22 protein-coding genes, 1 tRNA gene and 1 pseudogene are annotated in these 21,613 nt (G+C 60.1%); 12 read left to right on the top strand and 12 right to left on the bottom strand.

Annotated elements, in window-relative coordinates:
* Nucleotides 1-3: 3 nt before the first annotated feature.
* Nucleotides 4-279 carry a hypothetical protein gene (locus tag OS035_RS01460; protein WP_183777331.1) on the bottom strand — a complete coding sequence of 92 codons (276 nt, stop codon included), beginning with the start codon at nt 277-279 and terminating at the stop codon, nt 4-6.
* A gap of 294 nt (nt 280-573) precedes the next feature.
* Nucleotides 574-771, bottom strand: a complete 198-nt coding sequence (locus OS035_RS01455) for a hypothetical protein (RefSeq protein WP_097624184.1) — start codon at nt 769-771, stop codon at nt 574-576.
* Between the two features lie 104 nt (nt 772-875).
* On the opposite strand from OS035_RS01455, the gene OS035_RS01450 reads away from it, so the two are divergent.
* A complete protein-coding gene (locus OS035_RS01450; protein WP_037073946.1) occupies nt 876-1,121 on the top strand; it encodes a hypothetical protein in 246 nt (81 codons plus the stop codon).
* A 19-nt stretch (nt 1,122-1,140) separates the two neighbouring features.
* On the opposite strand, the gene OS035_RS01445 is transcribed toward OS035_RS01450, so the two are convergent.
* Nucleotides 1,141-1,530, bottom strand: coding sequence for a hypothetical protein (locus OS035_RS01445; protein ID WP_331813289.1), 390 nt, complete (start codon nt 1,528-1,530; stop codon nt 1,141-1,143).
* A complete protein-coding gene (locus OS035_RS01440; RefSeq protein WP_331813288.1) occupies nt 1,527-1,778 on the bottom strand; it encodes a hypothetical protein in 252 nt (83 codons plus the stop codon). Before OS035_RS01440 ends, OS035_RS01445 begins: the two co-directional genes overlap by 4 nt.
* A gap of 108 nt (nt 1,779-1,886) precedes the next feature.
* On the opposite strand from OS035_RS01440, the gene OS035_RS01435 reads away from it, so the two are divergent.
* On the top strand, nt 1,887-2,792 hold the full coding sequence (locus tag OS035_RS01435) for a DUF1499 domain-containing protein (RefSeq protein WP_331813287.1): 906 nt from the start codon (nt 1,887-1,889) through the stop codon (nt 2,790-2,792).
* Between the two features lie 368 nt (nt 2,793-3,160).
* Here the strand turns inward: OS035_RS01435 and OS035_RS01430 are convergent, their stop codons facing one another.
* The 3 genes from OS035_RS01430 to OS035_RS01420 are packed head-to-tail and all read right to left on the bottom strand — an operon-like array spanning nt 3,161 to nt 6,270.
* Nucleotides 3,161-4,894, bottom strand: coding sequence for an SDR family oxidoreductase (locus OS035_RS01430; protein WP_331813286.1), 1,734 nt, complete (start codon nt 4,892-4,894; stop codon nt 3,161-3,163).
* Nucleotides 4,891-5,340, bottom strand: coding sequence for a thiol-disulfide oxidoreductase DCC family protein (locus tag OS035_RS01425; protein WP_331813285.1), 450 nt, complete (start codon nt 5,338-5,340; stop codon nt 4,891-4,893). The genes OS035_RS01430 and OS035_RS01425 overlap by 4 nt, the downstream gene beginning before the upstream one ends.
* Before the next feature lie 21 nt (nt 5,341-5,361).
* A complete protein-coding gene (locus OS035_RS01420) occupies nt 5,362-6,270 on the bottom strand; it encodes an MBL fold metallo-hydrolase (protein WP_331813369.1) in 909 nt (302 codons plus the stop codon).
* A gap of 161 nt (nt 6,271-6,431) precedes the next feature.
* Here OS035_RS01420 and OS035_RS01415 point away from each other — a divergent pair.
* Nucleotides 6,432-6,505 (top strand) — tRNA-Gln (locus OS035_RS01415).
* A 214-nt stretch (nt 6,506-6,719) separates the two neighbouring features.
* On the opposite strand, the gene OS035_RS01410 is transcribed toward OS035_RS01415, so the two are convergent.
* Both OS035_RS01410 and OS035_RS01405 read right to left on the bottom strand, forming a co-directional pair.
* Complete coding sequence (locus tag OS035_RS01410; protein ID WP_331813284.1) at nt 6,720-7,148, bottom strand: very short patch repair endonuclease; 429 nt, start codon at nt 7,146-7,148, stop codon at nt 6,720-6,722.
* Nucleotides 7,145-8,644: an Eco57I restriction-modification methylase domain-containing protein gene (locus OS035_RS01405; protein WP_331813283.1), complete on the bottom strand. Its 1,500-nt coding sequence runs from the start codon at nt 8,642-8,644 to the stop codon at nt 7,145-7,147. The genes OS035_RS01410 and OS035_RS01405 overlap by 4 nt, the downstream gene beginning before the upstream one ends.
* Between OS035_RS01405 and OS035_RS01400 the strand changes: the two genes are divergently transcribed.
* The 5 genes from OS035_RS01400 to OS035_RS33535 all read left to right on the top strand — a co-directional run bounded on the left by OS035_RS01400 (nt 8,612) and on the right by OS035_RS33535 (nt 14,012).
* Complete coding sequence (locus OS035_RS01400) at nt 8,612-11,086, top strand: sensor histidine kinase (protein ID WP_331813282.1); 2,475 nt, start codon at nt 8,612-8,614, stop codon at nt 11,084-11,086. The genes OS035_RS01405 and OS035_RS01400 overlap by 33 nt on opposite strands.
* Nucleotides 11,087-11,092: 6 nt before the next feature.
* Nucleotides 11,093-11,692, top strand: coding sequence for a hypothetical protein (locus OS035_RS01395; protein WP_331813281.1), 600 nt, complete (start codon nt 11,093-11,095; stop codon nt 11,690-11,692).
* A gap of 93 nt (nt 11,693-11,785) precedes the next feature.
* Entirely contained in the window at nt 11,786-12,202 is a 417-nt protein-coding gene (locus OS035_RS01390; RefSeq protein ID WP_331813280.1) for a hypothetical protein, read from the top strand.
* Entirely contained in the window at nt 12,199-12,906 is a 708-nt protein-coding gene (locus OS035_RS01385) for a hypothetical protein (protein WP_331813279.1), read from the top strand. The genes OS035_RS01390 and OS035_RS01385 overlap by 4 nt, the downstream gene beginning before the upstream one ends.
* Complete coding sequence (locus OS035_RS33535; RefSeq protein WP_442967632.1) at nt 12,906-14,012, top strand: DNA cytosine methyltransferase; 1,107 nt, start codon at nt 12,906-12,908, stop codon at nt 14,010-14,012. The genes OS035_RS01385 and OS035_RS33535 overlap by 1 nt, the downstream gene beginning before the upstream one ends.
* Here OS035_RS33535 and OS035_RS01375 read toward each other — a convergent pair.
* A complete protein-coding gene (locus OS035_RS01375; RefSeq protein ID WP_331813277.1) occupies nt 14,004-14,249 on the bottom strand; it encodes a hypothetical protein in 246 nt (81 codons plus the stop codon). The genes OS035_RS33535 and OS035_RS01375 overlap by 9 nt on opposite strands.
* A gap of 140 nt (nt 14,250-14,389) precedes the next feature.
* On the opposite strand from OS035_RS01375, the gene OS035_RS01370 reads away from it, so the two are divergent.
* On the top strand, nt 14,390-14,800 hold the full coding sequence (locus OS035_RS01370) for a hypothetical protein (RefSeq protein ID WP_331813276.1): 411 nt from the start codon (nt 14,390-14,392) through the stop codon (nt 14,798-14,800).
* 247 nt (nt 14,801-15,047) lie between these two features.
* On the opposite strand, the pseudogene OS035_RS01365 reads toward OS035_RS01370, so the two are convergent.
* Together OS035_RS01365 and OS035_RS01360 are read right to left on the bottom strand one after the other, a co-directional pair.
* Nucleotides 15,048-15,827, bottom strand: a pseudogene (locus OS035_RS01365) (SDR family NAD(P)-dependent oxidoreductase).
* Nucleotides 15,828-16,314: 487 nt separating this feature from the next.
* On the bottom strand, nt 16,315-16,932 hold the full coding sequence (locus OS035_RS01360) for a TetR/AcrR family transcriptional regulator (protein ID WP_331813275.1): 618 nt from the start codon (nt 16,930-16,932) through the stop codon (nt 16,315-16,317).
* 111 nt (nt 16,933-17,043) lie between these two features.
* Here OS035_RS01360 and OS035_RS01355 point away from each other — a divergent pair, with 111 nt between their 5' ends.
* From OS035_RS01355 to OS035_RS01345, 3 genes are all read left to right on the top strand, one after another.
* A complete protein-coding gene (locus OS035_RS01355; RefSeq protein WP_331813274.1) occupies nt 17,044-17,730 on the top strand; it encodes a PspA/IM30 family protein in 687 nt (228 codons plus the stop codon).
* A 49-nt stretch (nt 17,731-17,779) separates the two neighbouring features.
* Nucleotides 17,780-18,061 (top strand): YiaA/YiaB family inner membrane protein, encoded by a 282-nt coding sequence (locus OS035_RS01350; protein ID WP_003557239.1) that lies wholly within the window; start codon nt 17,780-17,782, stop codon nt 18,059-18,061.
* 93 nt (nt 18,062-18,154) lie between these two features.
* Nucleotides 18,155-21,550 (top strand): acyl-[ACP]--phospholipid O-acyltransferase, encoded by a 3,396-nt coding sequence (locus OS035_RS01345; RefSeq protein ID WP_331813273.1) that lies wholly within the window; start codon nt 18,155-18,157, stop codon nt 21,548-21,550.
* The last annotated feature ends 63 nt before the right edge of the window (nt 21,551-21,613 follow it).

Raw genomic sequence — 21,613 nt, 5'->3', positions numbered from 1 at the left:
GCCTCAATGATGATGGTGCCAGCGATCGCGGTAGATATAGGGCCCGTTCAGATCCCAGGCCATGCTCTGCATCATCTCGGCACTCTGCGCCCGCGATTCGGCCCGCCGGTCGAGATCGATGCGCTGCAGGCAGGTGGCAAAACCATCGGTGCCGCGGCGGAAACCATAGCTTAAACACCGCTGCTCATCCGCCGCCCGCCGCTCCTCCGGCGTCATCGTCTGACAGGCGGACAGGCCGGCGATGGTGGCGAGAAGGGTGATGAGGACAGCGGTGCGCATCGGGGTATTCCTTGCTTTTCCCGGAGGAAATGCCATTCGGGTGCGGGCGTCAAGTTTCGGGCCGCGGGCGTGCCCCTGGTTTCGCTGGCGGATGGCCGACAGGGATGTCTACCTGTGAATGGTTTTTCCTGCCCACCCCACCTTCCGCCATGCTCGGCCTTGAGCCGAGCATCCATCAGCGGCAGTGGCATGGATCCCAGGCTCAAGGCCTGGGATGACGGAGAGTGCGGTTGGCGTTTTCGTCAAAGCCGCCAAACCAGGGAGACTCCGCACAAGAACGAGCGAGTGTGACGGTCAAGCCGCCCCGGCCGGATCGCCGATCGGCAGCAGCGCCGGATTGAGCGGCGGGTCCTGCGGGTTTTTCGTATCGCCGGGGTCCTGGGCAGGCGTCAGTGGCGGTTTTTCCTGGATGCGGTCGGGAATGCCGGGTGTTGGCGTCGGCCCGCGCGGCGTATCGGTCGTCGGTGTCGGAATAGGATCTCTGTTCGGCATGATGGCCTCCTTTTCGAGGAGGGGAACGGCACCGCCGGAAGATGGTTCCACTTTCACGAGCCGGCATTCCTCTGTATGAGAAGGCCTCAAGCATGAGGACGAGCATGGCCATCCGCGATCGATTTTCGAAGAAACTGAACTGCCCGCAATGCGGCAATGAGGGCTTTGCCGAAGCCTCGGAGATCGACGATCCCAAGCGCAAGCACCCGGATTTCAAGGTCGATCAGCTGCCGCGCGGTTTTGGCGTGCAGCGGCCGTCCAACCACCAGGAAAGCTTCATGCTGAAATGCGAATGCGGCCGCAAGTTTCCCTTCCGCAGCCTGGCGGAGGCTGCGGCCGAGCGGCGCTAAATTGCGCAAAAATCACGCGTCAGATCCGCTCCAGCAGTTCGATGAAGGCATCGGCGAAGCGCACCAGATGCGCGGTCTCCTCGTTGGGCGCCTGCATGCGGATTTCGGTGCCGGCATGATCGAGCAGCGCCAGCACGACGCGCATCTGACTGCCGCCATCGGGAATGCGCAGCACGGCGATGCGCCGGCAATCCGCGACAAGGCCGCCGGCCGGCAGGTCGAACAGCAGCTCGCCGCCCGACCGCTGTGCTGCCTGGCGCACTGCCTCGCAGAAACCGGCATCGCCGCCGGCATAACCTTCGAGCGAAAGTTCGAGCTCGACGAGCTCCAATGGCAGCATCGGTTCGCTGTGGTCGATCCCGCCAAGCGCGGACGCCTGCGGCCTGGCTGCTATCTCCGGTGAAATCATCCCGTCTCTCCTTGCCTTTGAATTCGGAGATGAAACCGCGGCAGAATGACCCTTTTTAACCATATCAGCAAGGGCTCATGAAATGGCCCCATCTTCGCCTCACCTTTCGCCTCGGCCATCCCAGGCGAATTCCGGCTGATATTCCAAGACAACAGCTTCAACTCAGCCGAACCTGCCCAGATCCGGATGATTTTGGGCCGGGCTGGCCAAAAATCTGAATCCGGATCCAAATCAAAGAAATAGAGCATGATGTCGTCCGAAAACCGCTTCACACTTTTCGGCATCTTGCTCTAAACAGGGTTATGGCGATTTGCGTTGTTTGATGGCGCGGCGCTGACGAGCAACCGGTAAGTTTGATGGCCATCCGTTTCGACCGTCCCGTTTCAGGCGCCGCCCGCTTTTCGCGGCTGCTCGGGGCGTTTTCGCTGGTTCTGGCGCTGGCGGTGCTGATCGCCCATCGCTTCGGCGGCCTCGCCACCCCCTATCTCGTGCTGCTTCTGATCGCCGCCGCCGGCTGCGGGCTGCTGGCCGCCATGCTGGCCGCACTCGGCCTGCGCAGCCTCTGGATGACAGGCGCCGAAGGCGGGCTCGCCGCACTCGCCGCCCTGATCTATGCCGCCTTTCCGCTCGGCATCGGCGCCTTCGCCGCCGAGCGGTACATGACGCTGCCTGATATCTACGACGTCTCCACCGACCCGGTCGCAGCCCCTGACTGGCTGTCGACCCCGAAATCCGATCAGATCTGGCTGAAGCGCAATCTCGTGACGCCGGAGGATCGCGAAAAGCAGATATCAGCCTATCCCGAGCTGACCGGCCGGCGCTATGAGGGCGCGCTCGACCGCGTGCTGGAAGCGGTGCGCAAGGTCGCCAAGCAGAGCGGCTTTACCATCGTCAAAAGCACCGGCACCAGCGAGCCGGACCGCGACCCGGAGGACGGACCGGCCAAACCCGAGCCCGGCGGCGAGGCCGTTGCCGATGCGCCCGGCATCATTCCCGTGCCGACGCCGCGCCCCTATGACGACGATGTCGCCAAGCTGATCCGCGGCGCCAACGGCGTGACGCTGCAGGCGAGCAACCGCACGCTGATCCTCGGCCTGCGCTTCGATATCCTCATTCGGCTGCGCGAAGAGGCCGAAACAACCTTCGTCGACATCCGCGTCGCCTCCCGCTACGGCCAACACGACCTCGGCTTCAGCGCGGAAATCGCCGGGGATTATCTGAAGGCGCTGGACGCCGAGTTGCTGGGGATTGCGGGTGGGTGAGCCGCGGTGGCGCAAAGCGCCTGCAATCGATCCAGCGAATCGATTGCAGTGGGTGAGCCGAGGTGCCGCGGAGCGGCAGCAATCGATCCAGTGAATCGATTGCAGCGGCGAACGCCCTGAGCTTAAAGCGAAGGGCCGGGAGAGGGTGCGGCAGGCTCGACATTCTTACGATGCCGCGAATTCGACGATCGGCCTCTGGAGAGACGGCGACACGCACAAAGATCAGCCCTCATCCTGATGTGCCCCGCAGGGGCCTCGAAGGAAGAGGGCGGGTGGCTGAATTGCCGCGGCATCGCGAAGGTGGCCAGCCCCGTCCTTCGAGGCTTCGCCCTGCGGGCTACGCATCTCGGGATGAGGCTGGAGAGGGCTCACTCCACCACCAACCACCCCGTATATCTTACCACCAGCCCGGTCAGCGGCCCGCCGATCTCGACGTGAAAATGGAACCGCCCCTCACGTTCCTCCTCGAACGTCTGCCCGCCCGGCGCCAGAAACAGCGGCAGCGGAATCCCTAAAAACCGCCAGCCGCGCACGACCAGCCGCAGCCTCTGCCCCTCCGGCACCAGCACCACCAGCACCCGGAACGGCCCGAACACTTCGGTAAGCAGATGCCGGTCGCGGCCCTTGCCCTCGAGCTGCAGGCTATGGAAGCTCTTATCGCCGAAATGCCGCGTCCAGATCTCCTTCTCGCCATCGGCGGTAAAGCGCACCGTGACCGGCACATCCTCGCCCGCCGGGGGAAAGCCGATCAGCCGGGCGACGATCCTCGCCAGCCACCCGCTGCCGCGCTCGACCCGCGCCCGCCCGGAGGCGACACGGGCGCTGCCCGAATATCCGCCCGCATGCATGGCTGATATGGCCGGCGGCAGCCGCGCGAAGGCGCTGCCGAGAACCCGGTGGTAAAGCGATAGGCCGGCACCCTCGCTTTCCGTCCTGATCCCTGTTGCAATCGAGAACCGCCGGAATTCCGCTTCGAAATCTTCCAGCCGCAATTCCCCCGCCGCCGGCCGCGCGCCACTTTCCGGCCGGACGCCGTGCAGCAGCCGGCGCACCAGCGCCGCCACGCCGGTGACCGGAATGAACGGCCCGTCATCACCCTCGGCAATCAGATGCCAGCCGCAGGCAAGCGGTTTGCCGGCGGCATCGAGGCCGCTCAGGCGCACGAACATGCCGCCGCGATGCTCGCCGATCGCCAGGCCGTGGCTCGCCCGCTGCATGAGCCGCGCAAACGGCGTGAGCGACGGCAGCAGCTTCCGCCGCGTGAGACCTGCCGCAAGCCCAAGCAGCCGCTGCAGCAGCTGCGGCTCCGTGCCGACCCCGGTGAAGCTCGATTGCAGGCCGGCAAAGCGGCCCGGCAGCAGCGCCAGATCCGGCGCATCCACCAGCAGGAAATTCCGGCTCTTGAGCGGCGCCACCCCGGGCGGGGCGACCGTCACCCGCATCGCCTCGATCAGTCCCGGCGCCTGCGCCGGCCGGCCCTGGCGCAGCACCGAGACCGGCTTGCCGGCATAACTCGCGATTGCTCTCACGACATTAAGCCCGATCTTCACATGCGCCGACGGGGCAATGCCGGCGGCCACCGCATCGATCCGGGAAAACCGCGGCGCCATCACTTCGAGCGCGGCGAAGGACAGCGCCGGCAGGCTGCTGAGGCCGGAGAGCGCAAAAACCCCCTTCGCTCTCGCCTCGGCATCGAGCCCGCCGATCCCAGCGACGAAACCGGTGCTGTCGGCGAGATCGGCATAATCGATGTCGAGCCCGATGCAGGCGCGCACGACCTTATAGCGGTCTTCCCCGAAGCTCTGGAACGGCCCGGAGGCATCGATGACGAGATCGGGCCGCAGCCGCGTCAGCTGTTCGGCGAGATCACCGTCACGATCGAAGGCCACTGCCTGCAGCGTTGCCCCGAGATTGGTGCTTCCCAGGCCCTCGGATCCATCTTTCGGCGATCTGAGGTCGGCAACGAAATCATCGGCCTTTTCAAGCGAGCGCCCGGCGATCAACAGCCTGAGCCTGGGTTGATCGCCAAGCAGCCGCGCCAGCCGGCCGCCGAAGGTGCCGTAACCGCCGATGATCAGCAGCGAAAGCCGGCCGCCGCTCATGCGATGAAACGGCTGCGCTGCTCCGCCGTCGGCACCATGCAGCTCTGCCGGCCGGCGATCTTCAGCCGGTTGCGGGCGATGAATTCATAGAGCGCATCGGCCACCCGCCGCGGCAGCAGCCGGAAGATCCTGACCAGCGAATAGGGAACGCCGAGGCCGGCCACCATGCGGATCGACCCATCCGACTTGAAGAAGGCGCGGCCATTCTCGATGAGGATATTGGTTTCATAATCGCGCTCATTCAGCCCATAATGCCGGTAGAGCGCGGCGCCGAGCGGCGACTGGGCGGCGAGGAAGCGGTATCGCCTCTGCCTGTCGTGCTTCAGCGCGAATTTCACCCAGCCGGAGCAGAAGACGCATTCGCCATCGAAGATGATCAGCGGCCGGTCATCGGCAAAATCGGGCACGGCGGGATCGTTGCGATAGCTGTAAGCGGCGCGCGTCATGGTAATCTCCCCATCTCCCGCTTACAACAGCCGGTAGGTGGCGGCAAGCGAAGGCGGCCCATCCGCCGCAATCTCGCCGCGCTCGACGAGATCCTCGATATGGGCGAGCACGGAAAGCGCGGCCGCCCCATGCAGCTTCGGATCGGTATCGCTGTAAATCGCCTTCACCATCTCGGCAATCCTATGGTCGCCCGCCCGGATGCGCGCCAGCACCGCCCGCTCGCGCTTCAGCCGATGCGCCTTCAGCGCCGGCAGGAAACTGGCCGGCGCCGTCACCGCCCCGCCATGGCCGGGCAGCAGCAGGCCGTCCTCGCGCTCAATCAGCCGCTCGAGCGAGGCCATGTAATCCGCCATCGACCCATCCGGCGGCGCGACGATCGAGGTCGACCAGGCCATGACGTGATCGCCGGAGAAGAGGATGTCGCGACCCGCAAGCGCGAAGGCGGCATGATTGGCCGTGTGCCCCGGCGTCAGCACTGAGGTCAGCGCCCAGCCATCGCCCGCAATGCTCTCACCGTCGCCGAGCGCGATATCCGGCACGAATTCCACATCCGAACTCTCGGAAAACTGATTGATCTCGCCGGCGCGCAGCGGCCGCGCCGGCCGATGCGGCCCCTGGCCCACCGTCACCGCCCCCGTCGCGGCCTGCAGCCAGCCGGCGAGGGGAGAGTGGTCGCGATGCGTGTGGCTGACGAAGATATGCGTCACCGCGCGGCCGGCAAGCGCTGCCATCAGCGCCTGAAAATGCGCCTCGTCCTCCGGCCCGGGATCGATGACCGCGACGGAGGAAGAGCCGACGATATAGCTGTTGGTGCCGAAAAAGGTGAAAGGGCCGGGATTGTTCACGGTAACCCGCTCGACACCTGCAACCACCGGCACGGCCTGCCCATAGGCCGGCTCGAAAGCGAGGTCGAATGCGGGACTGTCCATGAAGGAATGATCTCGGCCGATGACGTCGCCAATTCCTAGCACGACGGCGGCCGCTACGCAGCGCATAAATCTGCGCCGGGTTAAACTTAGTCATTGTGACAGGCGAAGAGCTTTGCTAATCAGGCGTCGATTTGAGCAAGCGGTTTCCGCTCAAGCTCTGGTGGGGCGTCGCCAAGCGGTAAGGCAACGGTTTTTGGTACCGTCATCCCTGGTTCGAATCCAGGCGCCCCAGCCACATCTTGATTCCTCGTGTTTTACGATTCTTCCAGGCGCTGCTGAGTTTCGAGGGGGGGACGCGCATGGTTGCTTGCGGCAAGATCGATGGCCACGTTACCTGCTCGGCCTCCAATGGCTTGAGCGGCGCTCGGCGTCTCCTATGGTTATCATCATAAAGATAACCATAGGATTGTATTTATATCTTTACAAATTTCATTTGTTCTCTGTCAGATTCATTGGCTTTCCAACAGGAACTCATTCAGGCGCGACGCCAAACCTGCCTGATCCTTCGTGTCGCATTCCCAGATTACCAATACAGTCCAGCCAAGCGCCTCCAGTCGTGACTGGCTTACCTCGTCCCTTCTGACATTATCATCGAATTTTTGCTGCCAATATTCTGCATGTGCTTTGGGCGTAGTGGTTCGCGTGCATCCCGGATGACGATGCCAAAAGCACCCATGAACAAATACAACCTTGCGAAGCCGCGGAAAGACAAGATCAGGCGTACCAGGGAGCGTTCGAACGTGAAGTCGATACCGGAAGCCCAGCCTGTGCGCTGCGCGTCGTACCAGCATTTCGGGCTTGCTATCGGTCGGTCCCACCTTTGCCATCAAGCGGCGGCGCTGCTCAGGTACATCTGCAAAAAGATCGCGAGTCTTCATGGCACCAAGGTAGCGCCAGGCGTAAATCCGAACAGCCTTTCGAACGCCTTATCGAAGTGAAGGCAGTTGTCATCCGCGAGACCGGAGCGGTCTTCGGATGATAGATGACCCCACTTCGGTAATGGCGTTTTCAATAAAAAACGTTTGTAAAAGCGCATCCAACCTTGGTTAAGAGCTGGCGCTTCTGCTTTTGCTGTCACCTCGAGTAGGCCGCCGTTTAGAACCCGTTGGAGTACTTCTACCGGCCATTCCCCTGGCCAGATCGCGTAAATGGAATGTGTGGGAATTGCCGTGGTTCGATCCAGGGTGACAAACGGTTTGTTGCATAGTTCGGGCATCAGAAGTTTGGGACCTTCTGACCAAAGGGCAGGAACAGCATCAATCGTACGCCAGTACTCGCCCTTCTCCCTGAAGTGGCTTCTCTTGCTGAGTGCTTCCTTGTGCCCCTCGATCCAAGCGGCGAAGCCTGGCCACTGCGTAGGATCGATAAGTGTGCCACGGCGATCATACGGTACCACTACCCGCAATCGCGTGGCCTCAACCACGGGACCGGCCAAATCTCTTCGCTCGACAAAAGGTCGGATGAGTTCGTCTTCCACTTCTGCGGCCTGCTCAGGTTCCAGTATAAACGTTTTGCCCGCCCCAAGCGCTGGTCCCACGCGGACGACGCAACCAGCCTCGAAAAGACTCCCATGTCGGGCAAGCAGTTCGCGCTGTATCGCTCGCGCTTTTTCTCTTCTGTTCGATGATACGCGATGGATCGACTGATCGCTTTGCGTCAAAAGGACGATGGCGCTGTACGCGCCTACCGTTCGCAAAAATGGATCCGATGGACGCTCGTCCGCTACGGTAATCGTCCAGCCCCGGGACTTGGTGTTTTCCACAAATGCGTCACCGTACTGCGCAAACATCCAACGATCGCTGGTCAACGCGGCAATAGAACCCCCATCCTCGGCCCACTCCTGCATTCTATTTATGAAAGCGACAGACAGATCACCCCGCGTGCTCATGGTCGGCAAGGCCTCACGATAAATATCTGCCAAAACAGGCGGAAGATTTTTCCAACGGACGTAAGGCGGGTTTGCCGCAACGTGCGTGGCGCGTCCCGGCTTCTCCAAAAGGAAATCGCGCTCTGCTACCCATTCTAGGACGAGTTGGTCGGCGAGATGTGGGCCAAGGTTTTCCTCTACGAGCAGCGCCCGAAGAAATCGTCGCACCGTAGCCGCCGCTCCCGCATGAAGCTCGAAACTCTTGATTCGTGGTTTCAAAGTCGCCAGAGAAGCTGTCTGGCCGTGCGAATGGAACGAGCGAATAAGACGGCGGACTGCTTCCAAGAGGATCGCGCCTTCGCCAGCGCAAGGTTCCAAGAGAACTGCCTGCGATAGGTCCGTGGCGGGCGTCCAACCAATCAAATCAAGCAAGCGGGCCACGGTTGGAGCTGAGGTATATATTGCGCAACGATCGTGCAATTGCTCTATCGCTGCGTGCAGTTCCATTCATTCGTCCTCTGGCAATTTCCTTTCAGTGCTTATAACAATATCACCGGCCTAAGGGCAGTGAGAAAACCATCAATATGGTCGGGAGTTTCAGTAAATGATGAGTGTCCAACGGCCACACCTCTTCCCGATCAGTTTCCGGCAGATGTCCAGCAGATGACAGGCTTCAGTGTTGATACCAAGCTTTTCCAAGAGCTAGGCGAGCTGCTGGTTGCGAAAGAGAGTACTGCGCTCGTCGAATTGATCAAGAACTCCTACGATGCTGATGCCACCGTGGTAACGGTAACTGGCCACAATCTGGGAGATGCCGCACGTGGTAGCATCGTCGTGTCGGACGACGGTGTAGGGATGAGCGGCGACGAATTTAACCGCGGGTTTCTTACTATTGCGGGTCGTACCAAAAATTCTGGCGACCGCCGATCCCCGGTGTTTGGCCGACGCTATACTGGTGAAAAAGGAGTGGGGCGTCTCGCCTCTCATAAGCTAGGAACAGTTGTAGAGGTTCAATCGCGCAAAGCAGGACCGGCGCCCAGAGGCGCAAACACTCTGCCGCCACCACTATCGGAAGTGGTCGCTCATATAGACTGGCGTGCGATTGAGGCATTGGAGACGCTGGATCAGGTGGATGGGAGCGGCGCAGTTCGCGTTGATGAACGGGCAAAGCCGTCCAAGCCTACTAGCGGTACGACGTTGAAAATCGCGCCTCTGCGGACGGCATGGACCGATCGTATACGCTCAAGTTTCCTGCGTGAGGCCGCTACGCTCGCACCCTTGGCTGCCACTTGGAAGAAGTTACGTGAAAACGTTCTCGCGGATAAGCTGCTATTCGAAACTTTGCCGATCCGAGATCAACAATCAGGCGACCCGGGGTTTGAAGTCGTCTTCGGCGGGGATCTAAGTCTTGGCGATCTCCTTTTGCCCGATAGCGCGGCAGCAGCGAGTTGGATCGCGGAACTATCTTTCGATCGAGGAACGGGAATACTCCAAATCGCGCTATCACCCACGAAAGCTGAGGTCCGCAAGTATCCCGGCGCCGAGGGGTTTCGATTGAAAAAAAATCTTGGTCCAGGTTCGGGGCCATCTTTCACTGGACGAATACTTCAACGTTCCGGCGCATCTTGGGAAACTGAGGTCCAAGGCATTCGCGTGTTTATGGAAGGCTTTCGTGTGTCGCCGTATGGCGACCTTCGCGACGACTGGCTGGGCCTAGAACGCACCTATCTTTCAAGAGCTAAACGTCAGTTGACAAGTTTGGCAGTCTTAGATGCAAATCAAATCCCTGCTGGCCTGGAGAACGAAGAGCTCGTGACCCAAGGTAATCACGCGTACATGGGCGGCATTTTCCTGCACAGGTCGAGCAGCCCAGGACTTGAGATGGTCGTTAGCCGCGAAGGCTTCCTGCCGGGTGCAGCGTTCGACTTCATCACCCAATGGACTCGTGTGACGACGGATCTGATTGTCCGACTAGGGTCTGTAGCACGTAGAGAGGTCAAGGAGATCCGAAGTCAGCAACGTGTAGCTCAACGTGACGCGAGCATTCGCTCGGATGTCAATGAAACACCGACTGCGCTACGAGTCAGGGAGCACGCGATGCAAGTTGAGCGGAGCTTTGCCAACATCCAGAAAGCGGTCGAACGCAACGACTTCGTGACAGCGACGCGTGAAGCTAAAGAGCTGCAGCCCAATCTTTCAGAAATTCGGGAGATGGCCGATCAGTTCGGCAGCGAGGCTGTGCAATGGCGGGTCTTAGCTTCACTCGGTACCGAACTCGCGGCGTTCGTTCACGAAATCAATGCCGTGGGACTTCAGATATCGGCGCTGGCTCGCGAGCTTGAGGATGCCCTTACGATCGACGATCTTGCGCGCACTCGAACTGCAATACGCAAGGCCAGACAAAGAGCGCTGGATCTAGCCGATCGGATACGGCGCAATGCCACATATTTGGTTGATGCGACGAGCTTTGAAGGACGTCGCAGGCGCAGTCGGCTGTTGCTGCGAGACAGGTTCGAAACTGTGCGATTGTTTTTTGAAACCAGAATTGAACAGAAGAACATCGCGGTAGTGAACAATATCCCGACCGATTTGCGAACCCCGCCGATGTTCCCATCTGAGTTGTCTGGGATATTCACGAACCTGCTGTCCAATGCGGTCAAGTTTAGCGACGCAGGTGGGCGTATTGAAGTCGTAGCACGCGAGCATGGCGGTTTTTGCGAGGTTCAAGTCTCCAATACCGGTGCCGCCGTTGATCTATCGCGCGCCCGGCGTCTCTTTGAGGCGTTCCAGTCTACCACCGAGCGACCTGACGCCATTTTGGGTCAAGGCATGGGAATGGGACTCACGATTACCCGCGCCTTCGTTCAGGAATATGGCGGCGAAATCGATTTTATCGTGCCGTCAAGCGGCTTCGCCACGACGATACGCTTCAGAATTCCGATGAGGTAATATTGCATGACTATAGTTTATATCGACGATTCACCTTCGGAGTTGATGGCGCTGGCCAATGGAGCTGCGGCCTCAATCTCGGCATTCACATTTGAAAATGATGATTCGAACGTGGCCTTCGCTGCCGCGCAAACCGCAGATGTATGGCTTTTCGACTTTTTTCTGGTTGCCGATCCGCACGACGACAATGGCCTTAGTCTTTTTCAAAAGTGGAAGGCGACGATCGGCGGCCGTCCGACGACCGTGGTGGTGAGCAGCGACGTCGAAAAAGCAGTCAGAGAACCGCTCGGACGCATAGAACGTCACCACGTGATTGCGCAAAAGCATGGTGTCGAATGGATTGGTGATAAGTCAAAGGAAACGCTTCAGCGGATACTTGCCCTTGCTGATGCATCCAACGTCATTGCGAAAAGCTTGAAACCGCTTCCGGTCAAAGACAAAACGTTAGGAACTTATGAACCCGATGGCCTCGCCTTTGAGGTTCTCGGGCTTCCGAAGGACGCGGAATGGGCAAATAGCGCTCAGCGTCAAATTGATCGAGCGCGCCCGCCTCGAGAAGTCCCGACGTCCTCTGGACCTGCCGCCGCGCGGTCTATTATTGGCTGACTGATTGCGCACGTACTTCCCTATCCATCATTTCTATTGACCGACGCTCAGGCCGCACTTCGCCTAAAAATTACTCCGGAAAGCTTTCGCTCCATGACAAATGCAGTGGAGCAAAGAAAAGGGGAGTTTGTTCGCCAAAGCGTTTTAGATGCATGTGAGTATCGCGGCCCTCTAAACGAATTCCTTGGCAGACGCTGGTGGCGAGCCGCGATTGATGATCTCTCATGGAATCTGTCACAAGATGAGCACGGATACGAAGCTGCACTTGGAAAGCTGAATGTCGGGGAGAACATCACTTGGCTAATGCAATCGGAGCCGGTCCTTCTCTCGGACGCCGATTTGGTAGAGACGGATGAAATTGCAGAGGCAAGCGAATGCGTTCGCGTGACCGACGAGGACTTCCCGGCCAATGTCGATCCTGCTTGGGTGCTGATAAAATTGGTGAAAGAAGACAAGCACCTGAGAGCTAAGGTTGTATACGAAGATCGTGATTTGCTGGACGACGAATGAAAATTGACCTTCGGAATTACGCAACGGAACTCAATCATTGGATCGCCGCTTTCAGTCCTTTGATTGAGACTGCGTCGCATCCTGCTTTGTCTCGAATGAAGGACGATCTCGATCAAGGTCGTTTCAACAAGGGGCGCGACTCATTCCCGTGGTTGCTCGGTAAGCCGATTTGGACAAAACCGGCTGAACACTATGATGGATTGGATAAAAAAACCCATAAGGTTAAAATTGGCTGGAAATTTTACTCAATATTTGCAGTGGACCAAAAAGCGAAAAAGACAGGATTATGGTCTGTCGAAAGAATGGAGACGCACATATACGTTTATTCTGTCGAGACAGATGAAGAGATAATACATTTCCATTTTGACTTAAAGAATAAAGACCAATTGGGACCGCATGTACATATGCAACTTTCGGAGAATTACTTAATCAATAGCAAGAGAATTCCAATAGCCGTTCCAAGATTTCCGTTTAGCACAGTACTTCCAACTGATTGCCTCGACTTGGTTTTGTCCGAGTTCTTTCCAGAAACGTGGCCGAAGCGGCAATCAGAGGCAGAGGGCGTCAATGTTATCAGATCAAGACAACGAAAACGTTTGACCGAGATTTCGGAAGCGCTTTTGAAAAAATGGGATGCCTCGATCAAGCAAACGCCGGTCTGCGTCACCCAAAATTACTACTTTCCTGACCTGCAGCTCGCGTAATGCGTATCGCAAGCCTATTTAGCGGAGCTGGCGGATTTGAGGTCGGTTTCGGCAGCGCCCACAATACTATCCTTCTGAACGACATTGCACCCAGTGCCATTAGCGTCCTCCGGACGCAATTTCCACAGGCGACTTTGATAGAAGACGTGCGAAACGTTCAACAGGGTGACATCAACTCCGCCGACGCGCTGGTCGCGGGTTTTCCATGCCAAGACGTCTCCATCGTAGGCGGACAACGTGGCTTGGCAGGTACGCGCTCGGCTTTGGTTGAACACGTGTTTCGACTCGCGACAGCGATTCGTCCGGCCCACATATTGTTGGAAAATGTCCAATCTATCCGCTTTGTTCATGGCGGGCGAGTTCTTCTATATCTCATGTATGCGGCGGAGAAGCTGGGCTACTCGTGGGCATATCGCACGTTGGATAGCAGAGCTTTTGGGCTTCCCCAGCGACGCCGACGCTTTTACTTCATGGCCTCACGAGATTCCGATCCGGGCGAAGTGCTCCTTTCGGATGCCGGCAGTACCCTGCCGGCCAATTCTTTGGACCCATCGCTACCAGTCGGCTTCTATTGGACGGAGGGCAGAAGCGGCCATGGCCTGACGGCCGACGCGATACCACCGTTGAAGACCGGCTCGTCAATCGGGATACCATCGCCGCCCGCCGTCTTGTTTCCAAATGGGGGCGTCAAGATTCCGACAATCGAGACGGCTGAAAGATTTCAGGGGTTTCCAGAGGGGTGGACGGAAGCCGCACCGCCGCGCCTACGGTGGGGATTGGTTGGTAACGCAGTGAGTGTTCCGGTAGTGCGATGGGTTTCTGATCGGATGAATTCTCCGGCAGTTTGGGATCGTAAACTTTCTTCGCCCATGCCCGACCGACCCATATGGCCATTGGCTGCTTGGGGAGACGGGCGGGGTTTACGTCTCGCCGTCAAAGTTCAAGAAGCTCCCAGTTCTCTTGAACTGGGGCGAATATCTGATGGGAATTATACGTGGACCGATTTGTCGGATCGCGCCCTTACCGGCTTTGTAAATAGGGCCCGCGAAAGCCGATTGCGCTATCCCGAAGGCTTTTTAGAGCGTCTTGAGGCCCGATTACGGTGATTGCACCGGATCGGTGCTGGCCTTTTCAAAAGTCTTTATAGAAGCGACATGAGCCGCAATCACGACACCGCGATGATCCCGACCGTAAGAACCCTCGAAGATCTGTGCCTGACCGTGCTTCAACTGAACGAGCACCTCGTTGGGGCCTAATAAGGGAACCTTGTTCCCGGCTCCCCCTTCGTGCCGAAGAAGCCACTTACCGTTTTCAAGAAAAGTCGTTCCCATGATCTCGTTCAAGGTGCCCCTCCTTCAATATCTTATTCAGAACAAGATGCCGATCGATTGCGCTGGCTTTTGTGGAAGCAGTTGCCACCGGATGGCTCCCCGCAGCAGCCCATTAATCATCTCGCGCTGATTGCAACACCGAAAGAGCAAGTATGTCAAACGCCGATTTCGCAAACACAGCGGCTGCTTCAGAGCGCTTCTTCCGGTTATATGAACGTCATTGCGGTGAACCAGACGAAGACACGCTGTTCTCTTTTTTGGAGGCGAGCCACAGTCTCAATGACCGCTTGAAGATTGGTGCCGATCTCGATTTTTTTGACGTTAGCCAATTCGCCGCGCTCAAATGCCTCAGGAATTATTTCCATCACCATCAGGAATTGAAACATCTCGTAAGTTTGGTGCCCCTTGGCGACTATCCAATCGTCACGGACCTCATGTACATGTGCGTGGTGCCACGCACCTCCGTGGAGGCGGCGATCGAGGAGACAATGCCCCGCCACAAAGATGCCGCGCGACGGGCATGCCAAGATTTATTTCACTGGTATGGGCCAGTGGAAATATAAATCCCTGTATTTTTAACTTCGTCGTACTGGCCTATGAACGTCTTGTGAAAGCTGGCATTCCGTTGGCAGGCGACGCAGTTGAGAATTTTCGAGCGAGCTATGATTATGAGGAAAAAATGCGAATTCCTCACTTGATCGACGGACGCTTTTCCACGTCGGCTGGGAATGTTGACAGACTGCTCTCTGAGATCGTGGCCAGAACAACGTTATAGCTCGCTGATTAGTCCTCATCTCGGATTCTCAAGCCTCACCCACTCTCTGCAAACAAACGAACACCCGTCAGCCCGGCTAGCTTCTCCACCAGCACATCCTGAAACCCTGGATCGCCAACATCCGCCGCCGCCTCCCGCCGCTGCCGATGATACCAATAACCGCCGCTGACCTTGGCGGCTCCCTCATCGCTCGCCGCAAGCCACGTCTGCGTCAGATGCCCCATTTCGAGGTCATCGGGCGCGCCGGCGCCGCCCATCTTGGTCGGCACCCAGCCGGGATCCACCGCGTTGCTGAGGACATCCGGCCAATGGCGGGCGACGGCGGCGGCGAGGGTGGCGATGTAGAGCTTGCTTTCCGAATAGGCCTGGCTGGCGTTCCACGGCCGCCTCTTCCAGTCGATATCGTCAAGGGTGCTGCTGCCGCTGCGGTGCATGCCGCTGCTGAGATAGACCAGGCGATCGGGGCGGGTGATCCAGGCGGTGAGCAGATAGGGGGCAAGCACATTCACCGCCAGCGTCTTGGCGTGACCATCAGGCGTTTCGCCCCGGCTCCGCTCGAGGTAGATGCCGGCATTGTGGATGACGGCGTCCATGCGGCCGATGGCGTTGACCTGTTCGGCAATCGAGCGCGTTTAGGCGGCGCTGGCGAGATCGCCGATGACGAGGCCGAGTGCGGCGGCTGAAATCTCTGATATGGCGGCGGCCCGCTCCCGGGAGCGGGCATGCAGCACGACGTCATGGCCTTCCTTCATCAGGGTGCGGGCGGCGGCAAGGCCGAGGCCATCGGTGGAACCGGTGATGAAAATGCGGCTCATGGGGGCTCCTTTCGCGGTGGCGTGGTGGGCGTCAGTCAAGCAGCTTTCGTTGGGCTGCTCAATGCGGGAGTTGGGGTGTGGGTTCCCGGGGTTTGGTCGATACAGTGTGCGGGTTTTTGGCCGCCCCTTCGTGCGGATGCCTGCCCCTCACCCTAGCCCTCTCCCCGTTCTGACGGGGCGAGGGGACGTACCTCGCGAGAGGTTAGTGGGGGACGGAGAGGTTGCGGCATATCCCCTTCGTCCCGCCTGCGGGGGTTCGAAGGACGGGGCGAGACACGTGGTTCGGCGCAGGCAGAGGTGCCGGCAGGCGGATGAGGGGCATTTTTTCCGGTGATTTCAGTGGCTTGACTCCAGTGCCGCCGGCATCATGGCGGCGGGTGTAGATCCTCGGGTCAAGCCCGAGGATGACGGAGGATGGGGTGGGGCTCGGCGAAAACGGCAACGTCAGCCTGCGCCACTCGACCCCGCCACTTCACCAAACGCCACCTCACACGCTCGCTTCACGCCGCCGCTCCGCCCCCGCCGCAATCGTCTGCACCAGCTCATCCACCTCCCGCGCCAGCCGCTCCAGCGGCAGGCCGACGAAGCGGCCTTCGAGGCTGATGCTGACCACCCCATGCACCGCGCCAAACAGGGTGCGGGCGCGGATGGCGCGGTCTTCGGGGGGCATGTCGGGCTGCAGTTCGGCCAGCGGTTCGGCGATCACGTCCATCAGGAAGAGGTGTTCGTCGAGGTGCCATTGCGGCGTCGGGCTGGTGTCGGGGGGGAAGTGGTCGAACAGCGCCTTCCAGAGGTTCCGGTGCTCGACGGCGAAACTGAGGTATCCCTGCGCCAGGTTGCGCAGCCGGTCGGTCGGCGGCTTGTCCTTGGTTTCGGCAAGCGTCAGCCTCGCTTCCAGCGCCTTCAGCGTGGCGGAATTGACGTGGATGACCAGCTCGGCGAGGTCTGAAAAGACCGTGTAGAGGCCGCCGAGCGCGCAGCCGGCATCCTGGGTGATGTCGCGGGCCCTAAGATTCGTCAGCCCGTCGCGGGCGATCCGCTCGCGCGCCGCCTCGATCAGCCGGGCCTTCAGGTCTTCGCGTTTTTCTTCTCGTCTGCCGGCCATTAACCATTCCACTTCGATTTTTTGAACGTCGTTCAAAATTTATCTTGAACGACGTTCATGATTCTGGCATAACACCTCTCGTGAACAACGTTCATAAACCGGAGGCAAGAAATGTTCAAACTGATTTCTATTCTCTTGCGGGGCAGGGCGCATGATGGCGAACAGGCTTTCGCCGACCGCAACGCCGTGCCGCTGCTTGCCCAGCAGATCCGCGATGCCGCCCAATCGATCCAGTCGGCCCGCCGCAGTGTCGCCGTCGCCATCGCCCAGAACGAGCAGGAGAGGGTGCAGCACGCAGCGATCGTTGCCCGCATCGCCGATCTGGAAAACCGCGCCTCCGCCGCATTGGCGAAGGGCAATGAGGGACTGGCCCGCGAGGCGGCCGAGGCGATCGCCTATCTCGAGGCCGAGCGCGATGCATCGGAAAAGGCGCAAGCCCAGTTCACGACGTCAATCGACAAGCTGAAGGCGATCGTCCGTGCCTCCGAAGCGCGGCTGCAGGAGCTGCAGCGCGGCGAGCGGCTGGCCCGTGCCACGCAGGAGGCGCAGAAGCTCGATGTCGTCGTTGGCGGTCCGGGGCTTGCGACGCTCGACGATGCCGAGGAGACGCTGGCCCGGCTTCGCCTGCGCCAGAGCCAGAATGAGCTGACGGCGGCCGCCCTGAAGGACATGGAAGGCGCCATCCGCCCGGCCGGTATCATCGAAAAACTTGCCAATGCCGGTTGCGGGGCGCCGCTCCGCTCATCCGCCGATGATGTGCTGGCGCGGCTGAAGAGCCGCATCACGCCTGCTGCCTGAAATTGCATCCATCGAACCATTCATCCATCGAACCATAGGGACCACTGATATGAACGACAGTTTCCAGAAACATTCCTCAAGCTGGGTCAGCTTCTCCTACATCTCCTTCGGCTCGGCCGCCTTCATGCTGGCGCTTGGCCTTTACATGATGCCGCTCGATCTCTGGGGCAAAGGCTATCTCGCCATGGGCATTCTAATGCTGGTGCAGACCACGGTGAACATCACCAAGACGCTGCGCGATAACGCCGAATCCGAGAAGCTGATCCGCAAGGTCGAGGATGCCCGCACCGAGAAACTGCTGGTCAAGTTCAATCGTAACGATGAAGATTGATCTTCGTTAACCGCACTGCAGAGTTGTTATCGCACTCAACTATTGCGTAACAACTCTGTGGCCTTCTCTGCCTGCCGAAAGAGGAACGAGCCCGTGCAACACAATCTGATGACATCAAGGAAATTCGCGCCGCTGTTCTGGACCCAGTTCCTCACGGCCTTCAACGATAATTTTCTGAAGAACACCCTGGTGTTCCTCATTCTCTTCAAGATGTCGGCGAGCGAGGGGGCTGCGCTGGTGACGCTTGCCGGCGTCATCCTCATCGTCCCCTTCCTGCTGCTCTCGGCGCTCGGCGGCGAACTCGCCGACAAGCATGACAAGGCCAGGATTGCCGAGCTGCTGAAACGCTGCGAGATCGCCATTGCCGGGCTTGCCGTCGTCGGTCTGGCGTTTTCCTCGATTTTCGTGCTGATGGCGGCGCTGTTTGGGTTCGGCGTCGTCTCGGCGCTGTTCGGGCCGATCAAATACGGCATCCTGCCCGATCATCTCGAACGCCGCGACCTGCCGAAGGCCAATGCCTGGATCGAGGGCGGCACCTTCATCGCCATCCTCGCCGGCACGATCATCGCCGCCTTCGCCTTCTCCGGCGGTGACAATGTGCTGATCTTCGGCACGATGATGATGGGGCTTTCGGTGCTTTGCTGGCTGGCCAGCCGGATGATCCCGCCCACCGGCTCCAAGGCGCCGGATCTCGAAATCGACCGCAATGTCATCCGCTCCAGCTACACCTTGGTCATGGAAATCCGCGCCGACAAGCGCCTGTGGCGTTCGGCGCTGATGAATTGCTGGTTCTGGCTGGTCGGCGCCTTTGTGCTGTCCATCCTGCCGACCATGGTGACCGAGCTGCTCGGCGGCTCCGAGCTCGTCGTGCCGGCCTATCTCACCGTCTTTGCCATTGCCGTTGCCGTCGGCTCGGCGATTGCCGCCTGGATGTCATCCGGCCGCATCGTGCTGCTGCCGGCCCCCGTCGGCACGGCGCTGCTCGGCCTCTTCAGCCTCGATCTCGCCTGGAATCTCTGGGGCTTGGCTTCCACAAGCCATGCAACGACGATCGCCGGCTTCTTCGCCGGTGAGAATACCATCCGCGTCGCCATCGATCTCGCCGGCATGGCGATCTCTGGCGCCTTCATCGCCGTGCCGACCTTCGCCGCTTTGCAGACCTGGGCGCATGAGGACCGCCGCGCCCGCGTCATCGGCGCCGCCAATGTGCTCTCGGCGCTGTTCATCACCTTCGGCCTCGGCCTGGTTGCCGCCGTCCAGGCGCTCGGCGCCTCCATTCCGCAGATCCTGATCGGCCTCGGCATCATCAATTTCGCTGTTGCCTGGCTGATGCTGAAGACGCTGCCGACCAATCCCTTCCGCGATTTCATCTCGATCCTGTTCCGCGCCTTCATGCGCCTCGAGGTCGAGGGGCTGGAGAATATCAAGAAGGCCGGCCGCGCGCCGATCATTGCGCTGAACCATGTCAGCCTGCTTGATGGCGCCCTGGCGCTCGCCATCACCGAGGAAGAGCCCACCTTTGCCGTCGATTACAAGATCGCCCAGGCCTGGTGGGTGCGGCCCTTCCTGAAGATGTGCAAATTCCTGCCGCTCGACCCGACCAAGCCGATGGCGACGCGCTCGCTGATCAAGGTGGTGCAGGACGGCAACCCGATCGGCATTTTCCCCGAGGGCCGCCTGACGGTGACCGGCACGCTGATGAAGGTCTATGACGGTGCCGCCATGGTCGCCGACAAGACAGGCTCGATGGTCGTGCCGGTGAAGATCGACGGGCTGGAGAAGAGTTATCTCTCCTATCTCGATAACGGCAAGATCCGCCGCCGGCTGTTCCCCAAGGTCAAGGTCACCATTCTCGAGCCGGTGAAGCTCGAAGTGCCGCCGGAGCTGAAAGGCCGCAAACGCCGCACGGCGGCGGGCGCCGCCCTCTATCAGGTGATGTCGAACCTGCTGTTCCAGACCGCCGATACCTCGTCGACCGTGCTCGATCGCGTCATCCGGGCCGGCCATGAATTCGGCATGGGCAAGCTCGCCGTCGAAGATCCGGTCACCGGCCGGCTGACCTATGGCAAGCTCTTGACCGGGGCTGCCGTGCTCGGCGCCAAATTCCGCGCCCGCTTCCCGGAAACCAACCTCGGCGTCATGCTGCCGAATGCCAATGGCGCCGCCGCCACCCTTCTCGGGGTGATGACGGCGGGCAAGGTGCCGGCGATGCTGAACTTCACCGCTGGTGCCGCCAATATCCTCTCCGCCTGCAAGGCCGCCGAAGTCAAGCATGTGCTGACCTCGCGCGCCTTCGTCACTCAGGCGAAGCTCGGTGCCGTGATCGAGGAGATGGAAAAGCAGGTGACGATCGTCTGGCTCGATGATCTCAGGGCCGAAATCTCACTCAAGGACAAAATCCTGGGTTATCTCAGGAAGGCGCGGCCGCTGGTGAAGCGTAAGCCGGATGATCCGGCCGTCATCCTCTTCACCTCGGGTTCCGAGGGCACGCCGAAGGGCGTGGTGCTCACCCACCGCAATATCCTGTCGAATGCCGCCCAGGCCGCCGCCCGCATCGATTTCCACAGCGGCGACAAGGTGTTCAACATCCTGCCGGTGTTCCATTCCTTCGGGCTGACCGCCGGCACCGTGCTGCCGCTGATCTCGGGCGTGCCGGTCTATTTCTATCCGTCGCCGCTGCATTACCGCATCGTGCCGGAACTGATCTATGTCTCCAACGCCACGATCATCTTCGGCACCGATACCTTCCTCAATGGTTACAGCAGGACGGCGCATCCCTACGACTTCCGCTCGATCCGCTACATCTTCTCCGGCGCCGAGCCGGTGAAGGCCGCAACCCGCCAGACCTATATGGAAAAATTCGGCCTGCGCATCCTCGAAGGTTACGGCGTCACCGAGACCGCGCCGGTGATTTCGATCAACACGCCGATGTACAACAAGTCGGGCACGGTCGGCAAAATCCTGCCGGGCATGGAATGGAAGCTCGAACCGGTGCCCGGCATCGAGGAGGGCGGCCGGCTGCATGTGCGCGGCGCCAATGTCATGGCCGGTTATCTCCGCGCCGAAAAGCCCGGCGTGCTCGAGCCGCTCGTCGACGGCTGGCACGACACCGGCGATATCGTCACCATCGACGAGGATGGCTTCGTCAAGATCCGCGGCCGCGCCAAACGCTTCGCCAAGATCGGCGGCGAAATGATCTCGCTCGCCGCCGTCGAGACGCTGGCCGCCGAGCTCTGGCCGGGCGCCCTCTCGGTCGTCTCCTCGCTGCCCGACGCCAAGAAGGGCGAGCGGCTGGTGTTGCTCACCGACGCCCCCACCGCCACCCGCGCCGAATTCCTCGCTTTCGCCAAATCCAAGGGCGCGATGGACATGATAGTCCCGGCCGAGGTCAATATCGGCAAGGTGCCGGTGCTGGGCTCCGGCAAGGTCGATTTCGTCGCGGCGCGCAAGCTGGCGGAGAGCGTGGCCGAGAAGGGGGAGGCGGCTTAGGCGGACTTAGGTTTGGGGCGTCGCGTCCTGCGGCACCCCCCTCTGCCCTGCCGGACATCTCCC

Origin of the sequence: Rhizobium sp. 268, assembly GCF_036571585.1 — a bacterium.
Taxonomy (GTDB): Bacteria; Pseudomonadota; Alphaproteobacteria; order Rhizobiales; family Rhizobiaceae; genus Rhizobium; species Rhizobium redzepovicii.
The sequence above is the reverse complement of the archived record's forward strand: the minus strand, read 5'-3'. Positions and strand labels throughout refer to the sequence as shown.

Coding starts and splice junctions, on each gene's coding strand:
- OS035_RS33535 (WP_442967632.1), top strand. CDS start 12,906: ATGCGTATCGCAAGCCTATTTAGCGGAGCTGGCGGATTTGAGGTCGGT.
- OS035_RS01360 (WP_331813275.1), bottom strand. CDS start 16,932: ATGGCCGGCAGACGAGAAGAAAAACGCGAAGACCTGAAGGCCCGGCTG.
- OS035_RS01435 (WP_331813287.1), top strand. CDS start 1,887: ATGGCCATCCGTTTCGACCGTCCCGTTTCAGGCGCCGCCCGCTTTTCG.
- OS035_RS01440 (WP_331813288.1), bottom strand. CDS start 1,778: ATGCTCTATTTCTTTGATTTGGATCCGGATTCAGATTTTTGGCCAGCC.
- OS035_RS01460 (WP_183777331.1), bottom strand. CDS start 279: ATGCGCACCGCTGTCCTCATCACCCTTCTCGCCACCATCGCCGGCCTG.
- OS035_RS01410 (WP_331813284.1), bottom strand. CDS start 7,148: ATGAAGACTCGCGATCTTTTTGCAGATGTACCTGAGCAGCGCCGCCGC.
- OS035_RS01405 (WP_331813283.1), bottom strand. CDS start 8,644: ATGGAACTGCACGCAGCGATAGAGCAATTGCACGATCGTTGCGCAATA.
- OS035_RS01395 (WP_331813281.1), top strand. CDS start 11,093: ATGACTATAGTTTATATCGACGATTCACCTTCGGAGTTGATGGCGCTG.
- OS035_RS01450 (WP_037073946.1), top strand. CDS start 876: ATGGCCATCCGCGATCGATTTTCGAAGAAACTGAACTGCCCGCAATGC.
- OS035_RS01370 (WP_331813276.1), top strand. CDS start 14,390: ATGTCAAACGCCGATTTCGCAAACACAGCGGCTGCTTCAGAGCGCTTC.
- OS035_RS01445 (WP_331813289.1), bottom strand. CDS start 1,530: ATGATTTCACCGGAGATAGCAGCCAGGCCGCAGGCGTCCGCGCTTGGC.
- OS035_RS01390 (WP_331813280.1), top strand. CDS start 11,786: ATGACAAATGCAGTGGAGCAAAGAAAAGGGGAGTTTGTTCGCCAAAGC.
- OS035_RS01350 (WP_003557239.1), top strand. CDS start 17,780: ATGAACGACAGTTTCCAGAAACATTCCTCAAGCTGGGTCAGCTTCTCC.
- OS035_RS01385 (WP_331813279.1), top strand. CDS start 12,199: ATGAAAATTGACCTTCGGAATTACGCAACGGAACTCAATCATTGGATC.
- OS035_RS01425 (WP_331813285.1), bottom strand. CDS start 5,340: ATGACGCGCGCCGCTTACAGCTATCGCAACGATCCCGCCGTGCCCGAT.
- OS035_RS01430 (WP_331813286.1), bottom strand. CDS start 4,894: ATGAGCGGCGGCCGGCTTTCGCTGCTGATCATCGGCGGTTACGGCACC.
- OS035_RS01455 (WP_097624184.1), bottom strand. CDS start 771: ATGCCGAACAGAGATCCTATTCCGACACCGACGACCGATACGCCGCGC.
- OS035_RS01355 (WP_331813274.1), top strand. CDS start 17,044: ATGTTCAAACTGATTTCTATTCTCTTGCGGGGCAGGGCGCATGATGGC.
- OS035_RS01420 (WP_331813369.1), bottom strand. CDS start 6,270: ATGGACAGTCCCGCATTCGACCTCGCTTTCGAGCCGGCCTATGGGCAG.